Origin of the sequence: Chitinophaga sp. (assembly GCF_035564935.1) — a bacterium.
GTDB lineage: Bacteria > Bacteroidota > Bacteroidia > Chitinophagales > Chitinophagaceae > Chitinophaga.
In genome coordinates this window covers 1-14,291 of sequence record NZ_DATMTE010000841.1, presented here as the reverse complement: position 1 = coordinate 14,291, position 14,291 = coordinate 1, and the positions used below count along the sequence as shown (strand labels likewise).

Sequence of the window (14,291 nt, the reverse complement as noted above, 5' to 3'; positions counted from 1 at the left end):
CTTCTCGATAATTTCAGATTCCCAGAACGATCCCTAGCGGCAGTGTCAACAATGATAAAGGATACAATTGCTATCACCACAAAAGCACCATAGTATGTCTTTCTTGCCAAGAAAAATAGGTTTTATAGAGGATTTTTATTTACTTCTTCTTATAACGTTTTCAGAGCCTTCTTTATCAGTTCTTCCAAATTTTGCAATAGCGGCTCACTTTTCAGGACTTTCTGGATTGACGATTCTGCCATATTCCGGGCTATCCCCAGAGTTATCAGAGCATTTAACGCATCTTCGTGGATTGTATTGTTCACACTTGCAGATAAATGTACACCGGTATCCTTATGTTTCGTCAGCTTATCTTTGAGTTCCAGAATTATTCTTTTGGCTGTTTTCGCACCGATTCCCTTTACACTTTCGAGCATTTTCTCGTTTTCCATCATGATAGCGCGTTGCACATCTTCCGGCTGAAGGGACGACAGCATCATGCGTGCGGTACTGGCGCCTACCCCTGAAACACTGATCAGCAGGAGAAAAAGGCTTCTTTCCGCTTCTTCAAAAAAGCCATATAAGGTGTGTGCATCCTCTTTAATCTGGAGGAAGGTTAACAGTTTGCAACTCTCCATATTCTGTATCCGGGAATATGTGTTGAGGCTGATCTGTACTTCATAACCGATTCCATTCACATCCATATGAACAAGAGCAGGTGACTTATATGCTAATTTTCCATTCAGATAAGCAATCATACGAGGTAAAGGTTCAGTAAATTTATTAAACTTTTGGAAATTGATTAATAATGTATTCGGGAAAACCGGGGCAAAGATGCTAACTTTTAATGGATTGACAATCCTTAATATTTGTCATATGCGACTTTTTTAGGAAATATACGTTTATATCGTATTTTTACGCCTCGTTTTAAACACATATTTAGTTCATATGAATAAAATAACGGCCGCTATTACAGCGGTGGGTGGATATGTTCCCGATTACGTGCTAACCAACCAGGAATTAGAGCAATTAGTAGATACAACGAACGACTGGATAATAACCCGAACGGGCATTTCGGAGAGAAGGATATTGAAGGGAGAAGGGAAAGGCACCTCTGATCTGTGTGTACCTGTAGCACTGGAAATCTGCAAAAAGAGAGGAATTTCCCCGGAAGAAATTGACCTGCTGATTGTGGCCACCGTAACCCCGGACATGACTTTCCCGGCTACTGCCAATGTGGTAACCGACAAGATCGGCGCAAAAAACGCTTTTGGTTTTGACATCAGCGCTGCCTGCTCCGGTTTTTTATATGCACTGGAAACCGGTGCAAGGTTCATTGAAAGTGGCCGTTACTCCAAAGTAATGGTCATTGGGGCCGACAAAATGAGTTCTATCATTGACTATACCGACAGAACCACCTGTATCATTTTTGGAGATGGCGCAGGCGGCGTACTGCTGGAACCCAATACAGAAGGCTTTGGCTTAATAGACAGCATCCTGAAAAGTGATGGTCATGGCCGTGAATACCTGCACATGAAAGCCGGAGGCTCCGTAAAACCCGCTACCCTTGAAACGGTGAACAACCGTGAGCACTACGTATACCAGGAAGGTAAAATGGTGTTTAAGTATGCCGTTTCCAACATGGCCGAGGCAGCGAAGGATGTAATGGAACGTAATAAACTTACTGCAAACGATATTGCATGGCTGATCCCCCACCAGGCAAACAAACGTATCATTGCTGCCACGTCCCAGTACATCAATGTACCCGACGAAAAAGTAATGATGAATATTCACCGTTATGGTAACACCACCGCAGGTACCATTCCTTTATGCCTGTGGGATTATGAAAAGCAGCTGAAAAAGGGAGACAATGTGATGATGGCTGCTTTCGGCGGCGGATTTACCTGGGGCGCCAACTACATCAAATGGGCGTACGACGGGGATAAATACGGCAAATAAGTATACTACCCGCAATATTAAAACGGATAACAGCAACGATCCTCCGCAGCTGTTATCCGTTTGTATTTTTAACCTGTTCCAGCATTGTGGTAAACGCCAGGTACCTTCCCTCACCGGCCGTAGCGTGCAAGCCTCCCTTCATTTTATCCAGGAAGTCGCGCGTAATGGCAAAGCTCAGGGCCTGCATATCCTGCTGCCAGCCGGAGAGACGCTGTAAAATATCATCTGCACCGGAGCCGGCATCCGCAATGATGCGGGTATACACCACTCCTTCCTTATTCCAGGCCGACAATACCAGCAGGCTGCCTGGTTGTGCATATTGTACCGAAAGCCACAACAGATGGAGCTGGGTCCCGTAAAGCATCTCCCGGTCGGCCGTTACCCAACAGCCGGCCGGCAGCAGATTCACTATCACCAGGCCTTTTTCTTTTACAGCAGGCGCCACTTGTTTTAACGCCTGACTGGCGGCATCATTCAGATGGCAGGGTTTTCCTTCATAGGCAAACCCCGACAACTGCATCCGGATCCATTTTAAAATGTTGTCAAATATACTAAGGGTATTACCCGACACCATTGCGATTTCCCTTACCGAAGCCGCCATTGCGGCCTGGCTTGCGCCCGGGTTCCGCAGTTGCTGCGCTGCAGCCGAAATGTACTGCAACGGCGCCCGGAAATCGTTGGTAATAATATTGATCAGCTTATTCTTAAACTCATCATTTGCCCGCAGCGCCACATTTTTCAGGGCGACGCCGGTATAGCTGCCGGACAATGCCTGCTCCTGTTTTTTCCCCGCAAAGTATTGACGGCGCCGGCTGTAAAGCAGGATGAATAACAGCATTACAATAATGAACAACCCTGCTATAATAAACTGGCTTTGTTTCCTGCGCAGTTGCACGTGCTCCAGTTCCTGCTGCTGTCGCTGGTTGTTGCGGGCCAGTTGTTGCAGCGATTGTTCCTTTAAAAAGAAAGCCATGTAATTAATTTGGTCTTCCCCCTGCTGGTAACGGTGCTGTGCCGCCAACCGCATTATTTCCCTGCTGTAGTAGCTTGTTTTCGCTATGTTCCGCTGTTGCCGGTAGTAATCGTATAACCCTGCCAGCGTAGGGAGGTTCAGTTCAATACAGCCTGCTTTTTTTGCCAGCTCATAAGCCAGTTCCCGGTAACGGGTAGCGTTTGTACGATATCCGAGCCCGCTATAATCTTCCAGGCGGTTATAAATATCCATTGCCACATAGGGCAATCCCCTGTTCAGCGCTACTTTCGCGAGGCGATTGATCCTGGCTTCCGCCTCTTTCCCCCGTCCCTGCATTACCAGTGTATCGGCCGCATAGGCAGCTATATAGAGCGGCAACCGGCTGTGAGGGTATTTCCGGCTGATATCCGCAGCGGTTCTCAATGCCCATAGTACGGAGTCCTTACGGGTACTATCCCGGTAAAAACGCATAGCATAATTCATCAGCAGTATGCTGTACACCGAGTCTTGCAACGCCGGTAACCTGGCAGCCATATGAAAAGCCTCATAAAAATAATTATTGGCGTCTTCCGGGCGCCCCATATTCCGGTAATAGAGATACAGGTTGCTAAGCGTTTTGGCAATGCGGGCGCTGTCTGACAAAGACTTGTGAAGCTGCAGCGCCCTGTAGCCATAAATACCGGCAATATTAAAATCCGTTCTCAGGGCGTAACAGAAGCTCATTACATCAAAGGCGTCTGCCAGTCCTTTTTTATAATGATATCTTTCCGCCATTTCCTGTTCCCTGATGGCATAGGTAAAACTGCTGTCGAGGTTGATCATCATATACAACGCACCGAGTTTCCCCAGGGTATTAATATAGGCGATACTATCCTGCTGAACAGACAGTTCCTGCAATAACTCCGGCAGCTGCGGGCTTTGGGCTTCAGCGCGCCGTGTGGTGCATAACAATACCATTGCCAGCAAGCTGGCGGAGAGTATATGTTTGCAATACGGATGTTGGGTGCTGCGCGTCATACTTCTTCTAATCGCTCTGGCAACCGGTAGTAAAAGGTACAGCCTTCATCGGCATTGTTTTCTGCATTTATCTGTCCGTTCATTTTATCAATGAAATCCTTGCAGATAATGAGCGCGAGCCCGGCGCCTTTACCGGCGCGTTCCCGTTCAATGGCGCTACGGTTCCAGCTAAACAGGTATGGGAGCATGGCCGCATCTATTCCCGAGCCCTCGTCTGTAAAAGCAACGGTGAGCCAACCGTTATTACGTGTGGCCTTTACCGTTATAGATCCATGATCCGGTGAAAACTTGATGGCATTATGTAAAAAATTCCGGTGGATGAACTGCAGCATTTCATAGTCGGCCGCAACGGTGGCGTTTGCCGGGATCTCCGTTATGATCCGGATCTCTTTCCCTGTGAGCAGGTGTTGCAGGCTTTTTACCGTATTGCTGATCATTTCTTCCAGCAGGAATATTTCGGGCCGGTATACAAACCCCGACAACTGTGTACGGATCCAGCGCAATATTTCTTCAAAAATAACCAGGGTACCGGCAGCGGTATGTTCCACTTCGGAGATCATGTTGGCCGCCTCTCCAACCGTAAGCGATTTTTCATCTATAAACCCAGTAATATTAACGATGTTGTAAAGTGGTGTTCTGAAATCATGCGCTATCATGGAGATCAGTTTATTTTTGAAATCGTCGCTGTCCCGGAGCGCCTTATTTCCCAGCCGGATCTCTTCCTGCAGGGCGGCCATGCTGGCGGTGTTTTTCCGGGTGAGGCGGTAGGCGCGCACAAAATATATGACTAGAATGATCAGCAGCAAAGCGATAGCGGCGATGATCAGCAGCTGGTAATACCAGAAATGATTAGCGGCTTTATTCATTGCCAGCTGTTGTTTTTGTGACTGGTTCTGCTGTTGCAGGGAATCCAGCCATTCATCGCCAAAAGCATAGGAAAGATAATCGGCTTCACCGGCCTGCATATCTTCCTGTTGCTGCATCATTACGCCGAGGGCCAGGCGGCTGTAGCTGCCTGCCTGGAGAGAGTCGCCCAACTGCCGGTACCTGTTGTACAAACCTGTGATTACCGGCAGTATTAAGCCGGCATAGCCGCCGGCTACCGCATAGTTCACTGACTTGCGCTGGTATTGTACCGAATCCGGTTGTTGCTGCCAGATGCGGTAGCCTGTTAGCTGTAGACAGGCATACATGGCAATATAATTAAGACCGGCGCTATCTGCCGCAGCGATTACCCCTTCCAGGTTTTGTTCCGCTTTTTTTACCTCGCCGGCCCGCAGTTGTTCATTGGCGGCGAATAGCCTGGTGTACAGAACACCCAGTTCGTCGTGATACCTGTAAGCAAGCGCGATGGCCTGCTGCAAACCCTTTTGGGCAATGGGCAGTGCCACGGAGTCTGATTCATTAATGAGGTAATAGCTGGCGAGCACCCAAATGCGCAGGGAGTCCAGCCTCATATCCCAGGCTACTTTCAGTGCCCTGTTAATATAACTTTGTGCTTCTGCATGTTTTTGCTGGTACTGGTAAAAGGTGCCGATATTCATCAGTGAAACCGTAACGCCGGCGGAATCGCCCGCAGCGCGGCAGGCTGCCAGGGCGTTATCGTAAAAAAGGAAGGAAAGATACCGGTGGGGCCGCAGGACGTAATACCGGCCCATGGCACGGAGGGCGTCGGATTGCCCTTTGTTGTAACGGATGCGCTCCGACAGCTCCTTGGCACGCCTGGCGTATACGCCGCTGCTATCGAGCTGCCGGGGCAGATAGAGTGATGATAGCCTGTTCAATGCGTCGGCATAGCCTACGCTGTCCGTTATCTGCGGTAACGCATTCTTAATTGCTATAATATCACTATGCTGGGCGCACAACAAGTGCGGAATAAAAAGCAGGGCATACAGGCCCATAAGGCGTAAACGTGACATAATGGGGAATCAACGGCCTGTAAAATAATTTTATTTACAGTCCCTGCTTTCATCCATTTTGTTCATTTTACCTGTTAGATTTCGAATACCAGTCCTTTGCGTTTCAGGGCCTCATATTTTTCAGGATCGAAGCGGTAAAGGTGGGCCCCCTTCTTGGAGGAGGTTTTGTCTTTTTCTTCGAGTTTTTCCATCACATCCAGCGACAGGATCTTTTTACGGAAGTTACGTTTGTCGAGGGTTTTGCGGTATATTTCCTCGTAGAGGCTTCTCAGCTGGGAGAGGGTGAATTTCTCCGGCAGCAGTTCAAAGCCTATGGGGTGGAACTGTGCATTATTACGGAGTGCGGCCAGTGCGTCTTCAATCATTTTACCATGATCGAAGATCAGTTCGGGTATTTCATGCAATTCCAGCCAGTGCGCCCCGTGTTCACGGGCCAGCGGCTTATCATGATTTTTGATACGGATCAGGGCATAGTAGGCAACAGATATTACCCTGGCGCCGGTATCGCGGCCCACATTGCCATAGCAATGCAGCTGGTTCATATAAATATCATCCAGCCCGGTGGTATGCGCCAGTACGCGGGCGGCCGCTTCGTCGGTACTTTCCTCCTCCTGCACAAAGCCGCCTACCAGCGACCATTCGCCGGCCATAGGCGCCACCTTTCGTTCCATGATCAATAATTTCAGGCGGCCTTCATCAAATCCAAAGATGATACAGTCCACTGCCACCAGGTGTTTCGGGGCCTTCGCATAAAAAGAAGCAGCATTCATATAGGAATTTTAAAAGGCGGAAAATCTATCAAAAATAATAAAACCGGATTATTTTTTTGGTTTAAAACGGCTGTATTCCGTAGCCGGTATCTTACCCACTCCCAACACGCCTAACATATATACCAGTTGTCCACGGTAAAAGGTACTATTGTTGCATACTTCCATCACCACATCCTGCACTGCTATTTTATAGTGTTCGCTTTTTTTGAGGGTATATGCAATGGTATGGTTCAGCTTTACCTGGCTGGCTTTTTCCACCCATTCTTCCAGTAACGCCGACTGTGAAAGCCAGGCGGCACAGGCATCTGCAAAACTGCCGCTGAAGCCTGCTGTTGGATCCGTTGTTTTTTCGGTAAGCTGCAAACGCTGATACCAGCTGCTTTCCGTATGCCAGATGTGATAAACGGTAGCACGCAATGTGGAAAAGCCGCCTCCCAGTTCCTTATCCAGCTGTTCATCCGTAAGTTTAAGTAACCCTTTTACCAGCTGTTGATTGGCCCAGCTGTTGTAAGCCGTATAATGCGCAAGCATATTTTTCATGTAAGAAGCAATTAATGCCATTTCTACCTAAACAACCTACAAATTACAATATTGTTCGTCATTTTAGCGACAGATATTTGCCCTGTCTTTTATCCCACCGGCCCGGTAAGGAACTTAAAATTTTGATTATTTTTGGTTAATATACAGAGATATGGAAGATATAACGTTAAGGGTTGCACGAAAAGAAGATTGTACCCGGCTGATGGAACTGATCCGGGAGCTGGCGGAATATGAAAAGGCGCCGGAGCAGGTAACGGTAAGCCAGGAACATTTTGAAGAAGCCGGTTTTGGCCCCAACCCGGTGTGGAAGGCGTTTGTAGCCACTACTGTGATCAATGGCAAAGAAATGATCCATGGATTTGCCCTTTATTACACGCGCTACTCTACCTGGAAAGGTTGCCGGATGTACCTGGAAGATATCATTGTTACCGAAACGTGGCGGGGCAAAGGCATTGGCAAATTATTGTTCGACCAGCTGATGATGGAGGCAAAGGAAAAACAATTTAACGGCATCGTATTCCAGGTGCTGGAATGGAACACGCCAGCCATTAATTTCTATAAAAAATATACCGACAAATTTGATCCGGAATGGATCAACGTCAGCATAGAACTGCAATAATTTTTCCGCTCATAAAATTCCGGGACGGTATGTCGTCAATCCTTGTTAATATTGACGACATACCCATTCCACCATGATCTATATCCATGATTTCCGTACACTTCACAATGTATCTGTTCCTGGCCTCTGCCACACCTTCAACACGGCTTTCAGTGATTATATAGTACCATTGCACCTTACGCCTTCCATACTGGAACAAAAGATGCAGGGAGAAAATATCCTGCTGGATTATTCCATCGGTGCGTTTGCTGGCGATACGCTGGCCGGCTTCATTTTACATGCAGCAGATAATAAAACGCATCCTGCGGTATTGTACAACGGGGGTACCGGTATTATCCCGCAATACCGGGGGCAGCACCTGGTACAGAAAATGTACGACCAGTTTATACCCGCTTACCAGGCGCAGGGCATCCGTAAAATTATCCTGGAAGTGATCAGTACCAATCTCCCCGCTATTAAGGCGTATACGAATACCGGGTTTCATAAAACCCGTACCATCCATTCTTTCAAAGGAAATATACATACGCGTAAAGCGCCGGCAGACATCTCCATAAAAGAAAATAAAACACCAGACTGGGCCCTGCTGGCCACCTTTATGGATATGGCGCCCACCTGGTCCAACACTATCAGCAGCATACAGCGGGAAACGCCATTTACCGTTACCTGGGAGGCAGCCGTGAACGGGCATACCGCAGGGTTTATCAGTGTGCATAAAGATACCCGGAGGATCAGGAATATAGCCGTACACCCGGAGTTTCGCAGAAGGGGCATAGGGAGCGCCTTATTGCAGTATGCGTCTGACCAGTTCATGGGGGCCGCCGTGAGCATCATTAATATCGACGAGCATTTCCCGGAAATAGAGCGGTTCCTGCAACAGGCGGGATTAGCAAATTACCTGTCGCAGTATGAGATGGAAATAGTACTATAAAATAAAAATGCAGCGGGCGATCCGCTGCATTTTTATTTTATAGCAATGATTTTATCAGTTGATACCATTCACTACGGTTTCCTTGTTGATTTTCTGGATCAGGCCCTGTAATACTTTACCGGGGCCTACTTCCGTAAATTCTTTACCGCCGTCGGCTACCATTGCCTGTACGGACTGCGTCCATTTAACAGCGCCTGTTAACTGATCAATCAGGTTTTGTTTGATCAGGGCAGGATCGGTTACCGCTACAGCCACCACATTCTGGTACACCGGGCAGGAAGGCGTATTAAAGGTAGTGGTGTTGATGGCTGCCTGCAGCTCTTCTTTGGCGGAAGCCATTAAAGGCGAATGGAAGGCGCCGCCAACAGGGAGGATCAGGGCTCTTTTAGCGCCTGCAGCCTTCATTCTTTCGCAGGCAATTTCCACTCCTTTGAGGGTACCGGAAATCACCAGCTGACCCGGGCAGTTATAGTTAGCCGGCACTACTACTTCGCCGGTTTCGGCAGTAACAGCAGCGCATATTTCTTCTACCTTAGCATCGTCAAGGGCCAGTACAGCCGCCATGGTAGATGGTTGCAGCTCGCAGGCTTTCTGCATGGCATTAGCACGGATAGCTACCAGTTTCAGGGCTGCTTCAAACGACAGCACGCCGTTGGCTACAAGGGCAGAAAACTCTCCCAGGGAGTGGCCGGCCACCATTTCCGGCTGTGGATGCTCCGCACAAAGGAAAGCAATCACTGCATGCAGGAAAACGGCAGGCTGGGTAACATTGGTTTGTTTCAGGTCTTCTTCGGTACCGCTGAACATGATATCGGAAATGCGGAAACCCAGGATGTTGTTTGCCTGTTCAAAAAGTTCTTTTGCTTTTGCGTTGGTGTCGTACAGATTTTTGCCCATACCCGGAAACTGGGAACCTTGCCCGGGAAATACGAAAGCATGCTTCATGTGGATATAAATTAATATTTTTTCAAATATAAATAAGAATTACGGATTTACAGGTAGCTGATAAATATAAATAGTTATTATCATCTACCTGTAAATCCGTAATACGTAATATAAATTTTTTATTTGGAGATCAGTTTCATAAACTCCGCCCTGGTAGTGCCGTGCTCAAACTGGCCACTGAAGGCGGATGTGGTGGTAAGGGAATTTTGCTTTTGCACCCCTCTCATCATCATGCACAGGTGTTGCGCTTCAATTACCACGGCAACGCCCTGTGGCTGCAGGGTTTCCTGGATGGCATCCAGGATCTGGTGGGTGAGGCGTTCCTGTACCTGTAAGCGGCGGGCGTATACATCTACCACCCTGGCAATTTTGCTCAGGCCGGTGATATACCCATTTGGAATATAGGCCACATGCGCTTTTCCAAAGAAAGGCAACATATGATGCTCGCACATAGAATATAATTCTATGTCTTTCACTATTACCATTTCACTATATGCTTCTGTAAACTTTGCGCCTTCCAGTATTTCACGTGCATCCTGCTGGTATCCCTGCGTGAGGAACTGCATGGCTTTGGCTACCCGCTCAGGTGTTTTCTGCAGCCCTTCCCTTTCGGGGTCTTCTCCCAGCAGGTGCAGGCAATTTTTATAGTTCTCTACAAGACCGGACGTGATCTTTTCGTCGTAACTTTCGTTCTTATTATACGCCATTCTTATATGATTTAGTATATTTCAAAGGCCGGGTAACAGGTATTATTTTCCACCGTAATACTCTACGTATATGCGTGGGGTTTCGTATAACTTGATACAGTGCAGCTGTACTTCTGGCGGCAGGTGTTTGGCCAGCTGATCCCAGATAGCGATCGATAAATTTTCGGCAGATGTGAATTTATCTTTCATAAAATCAACATCCAGGTTCAGGTTCCGGTGATCTATCTTTTCTATCACCGCATCCCGGATAATTACTCCCAAAGTTTTGGCATTGAATACAAAACCCGTTTCCGGGTCAGGATTGCCTTTTATAGTGACGTGCAGTTCGTAATTATGACCATGCCAGTTTTCATTGGCACACTTACCAAAAACTTCCTCGTTCTTCTCTTTGCTCCAGCCCGGGTTAGATAACTTATGCGCTGCATTGAAGTTTTCTACTCGCGTTAAATAAATCATTATTGCAAAAAATTTTTGCAAAAATACCACTATTAAACGAGTAGTGCCAATTTATCCTAATTCCTGTCAATTGTTTTACACGGCAAGCAATCATTTTTGCCGTATTTTTACCGGATGAAAATATTGGTGACCGCGGCTACCACGCTGGAAATACAGCCTTTTTTACAGTACCTCGACACGCATATCCCGGCCCTTAAAGCCGCGAACTGCACTATAGACGTATTGATTGCCGGTATTGGCATGATGCACACCGCTTTCAGCCTGGGAAGGCACCTGGTGGTAAACCGGCCCGATATAGCCATACAAGCCGGTATTGGCGGCTGTTTCCGCCACCACCGCGAGCTGGGGGAAGTGCTGCTTATAAAAAAGGAATACCTGGCCGACCTGGGTGCGGAAGACAATGATCAGTTTAAAGATTTATTTGATATACAGCTCTGGCAGCCATCACAACCGCCGTTTACCGGCAACAGCCTGGTGAATACCTTTGCAGGCCTGCCTGAAGTGCCTCCCCTGCCCATTGCTACCGGCGTGAGCGTAAACCTGGTAAGCGGCAGCGAACCTACCATACAAAAACTGGCGGCTAAATACGACCCTGACGTGGAAAGCATGGAAGGCGCCGCTTTTCATTACGCCTGCCTGCTGGAAGAAATACCCTTCCTCCAGCTCCGGAGCATTTCCAACTATGTGGAAATCAGGGATAAAAGTAAATGGAAGATTCCCCTGGCAGTAAAAACACTCAACGAAGAACTGGTAAAAACCGTGGAAACACTGGCCGGAATTTAACGACAGCATATAAAATTTTGATAGCTATGCATTTATCTTTAGGTTTTTCACCCTGCCCGAATGATACTTTCATTTTTGATGGACTGGTAAACAACAAAATAGATACAAAGGAATTTACCTTCGACACCCATCTTGAGGATGTGGAAACATTGAACAACTGGGCGCTGCAAGGCAAACTGGCTGTTACCAAACTGAGCTTTGCGGTGTACCTCAAAGTAAAAGACCGGTACGAACTGCTCAACAGCGGCAGCGCACTGGGACGGGGCTGCGGGCCATTGCTCATTGCAAAAAAGGACATTCCCCTGGAAGAGATAAAAAATATGACTATCGCCATTCCGGGTGAAAACACTACTGCCAACCTCCTGTTCTCAATTGCTTTCCCCGAAGCCACCAACAAAAAGGTGATGCTGTTTTCTGAAATTGAAAACGCCGTGTTGAACGGTGATGTGGATGCAGGCGTGATCATCCACGAAAACCGCTTCACTTACCAGCTCAGGGGCCTGGTAAAACTGATGGACATGGGAGAATACTGGGAACAAACCACCGGCAATCCTATTCCCCTGGGAGGCATCTTTATCCGTAAAGATGTGCCGGAAGCCACCCGCGCACAACTGGACGCCCTTATTCACAAAAGCCTGCAGCATAGTTATACCACTTATCCGCAGCTATCTGATTATGTAAAATCACATGCGCAGGAAATGGATGAATCTGTGATGCGCCAGCATATTGACTTATATGTGAATGATTTTAGCCTGGATCTGGGCAAAGAGGGAAAGGCCGCTGTGGAAGCGCTGATGGAAGCAGCGGAAAAAATCCGTCCGTAAGCAGCCGATTTTTTCGTTCTTTTGTTGCGGTATGATCGATAATAAGGATACAGACCTGTGGAACAGGTTTCGGCATGGAGAGGAACCGGCGCTATATACCTTGTATGAAAAGTATTATCACCTGCTCCTTTTCCTGGGCCTTAAAATATGCGCCAGAAGCGAACCGGTGAAAGACTGTATCCAACAGGTGTTTCTTTATTTCTGGGAGAAAAGGGCAGGACTGGATACCGTAAATAATGTACGCAGTTACATCATCACCTCTTTCAAACGCAAACTGTTGCAGCACCTCCAACAGGAAAAAAAAGACAATGGCCTGTTATCGCTCTGGATGGAAGCTGAAACCGGCAGCAACGCTCCTTCTGCCGAACAACTGCTGATGCAGCAGCAACAAAACAAAGCCGCCATCGGACGTATACAGGAAGCCATCGCTTTACTGAGTCCGAGACAGAAAGAATTAATTAACCTCCGCTTTTATGAAGGCAGGAGCTACGACGAAATAACAGACATCACGGGGCTTACGCACCGCACCGTTTATAATCACTTGTACGAAGCACTTAAATCGCTGAAGCAATCACTTGAACAGGATCTCAGATCCGGCAACCTGCATTTGAGAACACTACTGCTGTTACTTCCCTTATAGATTCCTTGTTAGATTATTTTCAATAAAGCTTCTTTAAAATAAAAATTATCAAAATCTGAAAATTTACCGGTACATACCCGGTAAAAGGGAGCCGTTTGTTGCTCTACTTTAAAAATGGATGGAGAATGCTGCCAAAGGACCTGAATGAATTAGACCTGTTGCTCGACGACACCTTTTTGCAATATATCCGGAGAAACAATGATACGGCTATTGCTAAATGGGAAAGCTATATCCTGCAGCATCCTGAAATAAAAGTCAAGGTGGCGGCGGCAGTAGCCCTGTATTATAATATTAACGCTACCGAAGCAGAAAAAGACAGAGCCGCGCAGTTAAACAGGCTGCAACAGGCGGTGAAAGCCACCCGCCCTGTACGCCGTATCAACTACCGTCAGATAGCATGGCGCGCAGCAGCGGTGCTACTGCTGCTGGGAGGCATCACCTTGTTGTGGCCACGGTTGAAGCCGCATAAGCCAGCTACCATCCCTAACACTTTCCTGGTATATTCCAGTGAATGGGGACAACGCAAACTGCTCACTTTGCCGGATGGCTCTTCAGTGATCCTGAATGCCAATACTACAGTAAGGATTCCTTCCGATTACAGTAACAAACACCGGCATGTGGAACTGGTAAAAGGCGCCGCATTGTTTGATGTACAAACCAATCCGGAAGATCCGTTTATGGTAACCAGCAAGCAAATTCAAACAACAGTGCTGGGCACCTCGTTCCTGGTTAAATCGTATCCGTATGAGCCACAGTCGACCGTATCATTGCTCAGCGGCAAAATAAAAGTGAGCGAAAAATCAGGCGCGGCAACACCGCTCACGCTGGCCCCCGGTGAACAGGCGAAGTGGAATGAGGCGAAGCAGGAAATGAGCAAAGCACCTTTTGATACCATTGCTTTGCGCACCTGGAAATCCGGCAAATTAGTATTTGATAACGCCAGCGTATCCGAAGTAATACGGCAACTGGAAAACTGGTATGGAATACCATTCCGCGTAAATGGAAATCCGTTATATGCCAAACGGTTTTTCGGCGCGTTCGACAACGATAAATTAGAAAAAGTTTTGAACATCTTTTGTTTTACAGCCGGATGTAGTTTTCAAATACAACCGGACAAAGTGCTGATTCAATTTTAATAACAGGCGTTTCCACCAAAATCGCTGAAATCGGGATCACATACAGGCTGCCGGCGCCTGCATGCAGTAACCCATATCAACCATCATTAAAAAATC

Annotated in this window: 15 protein-coding genes; 7 read left to right on the top strand and 8 right to left on the bottom strand. The window is 47.3% G+C overall.

The features are described from left to right. Positions 1-149 precede the first annotated feature (149 nt). Positions 150-737, bottom strand: a complete 588-nt coding sequence (gene ruvA, locus VN105_RS22040) for a Holliday junction branch migration protein RuvA (protein WP_325644262.1) — start codon at positions 735-737, stop codon at positions 150-152. A gap of 190 nt (positions 738-927) precedes the next feature. Here ruvA and VN105_RS22035 point away from each other — a divergent pair, with 190 nt between their 5' ends. Then, a complete protein-coding gene (locus VN105_RS22035) occupies positions 928-1,938 on the top strand; it encodes a beta-ketoacyl-ACP synthase III (protein WP_325644260.1) in 1,011 nt (336 codons plus the stop codon). Between the two features lie 52 nt (positions 1,939-1,990). On the opposite strand, the gene VN105_RS22030 is transcribed toward VN105_RS22035, so the two are convergent. The 4 genes from VN105_RS22030 to VN105_RS22015 form a co-directional block, all read right to left on the bottom strand. Further along, positions 1,991-3,928: a hypothetical protein gene (locus VN105_RS22030; protein WP_325644258.1), complete on the bottom strand. Its 1,938-nt coding sequence runs from the start codon at positions 3,926-3,928 to the stop codon at positions 1,991-1,993. Continuing rightward, the gene (locus tag VN105_RS22025) at positions 3,925-5,847 is read right to left on the bottom strand and encodes a HAMP domain-containing sensor histidine kinase (protein WP_325644257.1); all 1,923 of its coding nucleotides are present in this window, start codon (positions 5,845-5,847) and stop codon (positions 3,925-3,927) included. The genes VN105_RS22030 and VN105_RS22025 overlap by 4 nt, the downstream gene beginning before the upstream one ends. Positions 5,848-5,921: 74 nt before the next feature. Next, positions 5,922-6,617, bottom strand: coding sequence for an NUDIX hydrolase (locus VN105_RS22020; RefSeq protein WP_325644255.1), 696 nt, complete (start codon positions 6,615-6,617; stop codon positions 5,922-5,924). Between the two features lie 48 nt (positions 6,618-6,665). Further along, a complete protein-coding gene (locus VN105_RS22015) occupies positions 6,666-7,157 on the bottom strand; it encodes a DinB family protein (protein WP_325644253.1) in 492 nt (163 codons plus the stop codon). Positions 7,158-7,308: 151 nt separating this feature from the next. Between VN105_RS22015 and VN105_RS22010 the strand changes: the two genes are divergently transcribed. Both VN105_RS22010 and VN105_RS22005 read left to right on the top strand, forming a co-directional pair. Next, positions 7,309-7,776 (top strand): GNAT family N-acetyltransferase, encoded by a 468-nt coding sequence (locus VN105_RS22010; protein ID WP_325644251.1) that lies wholly within the window; start codon positions 7,309-7,311, stop codon positions 7,774-7,776. Positions 7,777-7,849: 73 nt separating this feature from the next. Continuing rightward, positions 7,850-8,704, top strand: a complete 855-nt coding sequence (locus tag VN105_RS22005) for a GNAT family N-acetyltransferase (RefSeq protein ID WP_325644249.1) — start codon at positions 7,850-7,852, stop codon at positions 8,702-8,704. 54 nt (positions 8,705-8,758) lie between these two features. Here VN105_RS22005 and fabD read toward each other — a convergent pair whose 3' ends face one another. The 3 genes from fabD to VN105_RS21990 form a co-directional block, all read right to left on the bottom strand. Then, positions 8,759-9,649 (bottom strand): ACP S-malonyltransferase, encoded by an 891-nt coding sequence (gene fabD, locus VN105_RS22000; RefSeq protein ID WP_325644247.1) that lies wholly within the window; start codon positions 9,647-9,649, stop codon positions 8,759-8,761. 119 nt (positions 9,650-9,768) lie between these two features. Beyond that, a complete protein-coding gene (gene folE, locus VN105_RS21995) occupies positions 9,769-10,356 on the bottom strand; it encodes a GTP cyclohydrolase I FolE (RefSeq protein WP_325644246.1) in 588 nt (195 codons plus the stop codon). A 42-nt stretch (positions 10,357-10,398) separates the two neighbouring features. Further along, on the bottom strand, positions 10,399-10,812 hold the full coding sequence (locus VN105_RS21990; protein WP_325644244.1) for a 6-pyruvoyl trahydropterin synthase family protein: 414 nt from the start codon (positions 10,810-10,812) through the stop codon (positions 10,399-10,401). 114 nt (positions 10,813-10,926) lie between these two features. Between VN105_RS21990 and mqnB the strand changes: the two genes are divergently transcribed. From mqnB to VN105_RS21970, 4 genes are all read left to right on the top strand, one after another. Beyond that, positions 10,927-11,595 carry a futalosine hydrolase gene (mqnB, locus tag VN105_RS21985; protein WP_325644242.1) on the top strand — a complete coding sequence of 223 codons (669 nt, stop codon included), beginning with the start codon at positions 10,927-10,929 and terminating at the stop codon, positions 11,593-11,595. A 26-nt stretch (positions 11,596-11,621) separates the two neighbouring features. After that, the gene (locus VN105_RS21980; protein WP_325644240.1) at positions 11,622-12,419 is read left to right on the top strand and encodes a 1,4-dihydroxy-6-naphthoate synthase; all 798 of its coding nucleotides are present in this window, start codon (positions 11,622-11,624) and stop codon (positions 12,417-12,419) included. 31 nt (positions 12,420-12,450) lie between these two features. Then, positions 12,451-13,059 carry a sigma-70 family RNA polymerase sigma factor gene (locus VN105_RS21975; RefSeq protein ID WP_325644238.1) on the top strand — a complete coding sequence of 203 codons (609 nt, stop codon included), beginning with the start codon at positions 12,451-12,453 and terminating at the stop codon, positions 13,057-13,059. Positions 13,060-13,184: 125 nt separating this feature from the next. Next, on the top strand, positions 13,185-14,195 hold the full coding sequence (locus tag VN105_RS21970; protein ID WP_325644236.1) for a FecR family protein: 1,011 nt from the start codon (positions 13,185-13,187) through the stop codon (positions 14,193-14,195). The last annotated feature ends 96 nt before the right edge of the window (positions 14,196-14,291 follow it).

Coding starts and splice junctions, on each gene's coding strand:
- VN105_RS22005 (WP_325644249.1), top strand. CDS start 7,850: ATGATCTATATCCATGATTTCCGTACACTTCACAATGTATCTGTTCCT.
- VN105_RS21990 (WP_325644244.1), bottom strand. CDS start 10,812: ATGATTTATTTAACGCGAGTAGAAAACTTCAATGCAGCGCATAAGTTA.
- VN105_RS21975 (WP_325644238.1), top strand. CDS start 12,451: ATGATCGATAATAAGGATACAGACCTGTGGAACAGGTTTCGGCATGGA.
- VN105_RS22020 (WP_325644255.1), bottom strand. CDS start 6,617: ATGAATGCTGCTTCTTTTTATGCGAAGGCCCCGAAACACCTGGTGGCA.
- VN105_RS22025 (WP_325644257.1), bottom strand. CDS start 5,847: ATGTCACGTTTACGCCTTATGGGCCTGTATGCCCTGCTTTTTATTCCG.
- VN105_RS21980 (WP_325644240.1), top strand. CDS start 11,622: ATGCATTTATCTTTAGGTTTTTCACCCTGCCCGAATGATACTTTCATT.
- VN105_RS22010 (WP_325644251.1), top strand. CDS start 7,309: ATGGAAGATATAACGTTAAGGGTTGCACGAAAAGAAGATTGTACCCGG.
- ruvA (WP_325644262.1), bottom strand. CDS start 737: ATGATTGCTTATCTGAATGGAAAATTAGCATATAAGTCACCTGCTCTT.
- VN105_RS22015 (WP_325644253.1), bottom strand. CDS start 7,157: ATGAAAAATATGCTTGCGCATTATACGGCTTACAACAGCTGGGCCAAT.
- VN105_RS22035 (WP_325644260.1), top strand. CDS start 928: ATGAATAAAATAACGGCCGCTATTACAGCGGTGGGTGGATATGTTCCC.
- VN105_RS21970 (WP_325644236.1), top strand. CDS start 13,185: ATGCTGCCAAAGGACCTGAATGAATTAGACCTGTTGCTCGACGACACC.
- mqnB (WP_325644242.1), top strand. CDS start 10,927: ATGAAAATATTGGTGACCGCGGCTACCACGCTGGAAATACAGCCTTTT.
- folE (WP_325644246.1), bottom strand. CDS start 10,356: ATGGCGTATAATAAGAACGAAAGTTACGACGAAAAGATCACGTCCGGT.
- VN105_RS22030 (WP_325644258.1), bottom strand. CDS start 3,928: ATGACGCGCAGCACCCAACATCCGTATTGCAAACATATACTCTCCGCC.
- fabD (WP_325644247.1), bottom strand. CDS start 9,649: ATGAAGCATGCTTTCGTATTTCCCGGGCAAGGTTCCCAGTTTCCGGGT.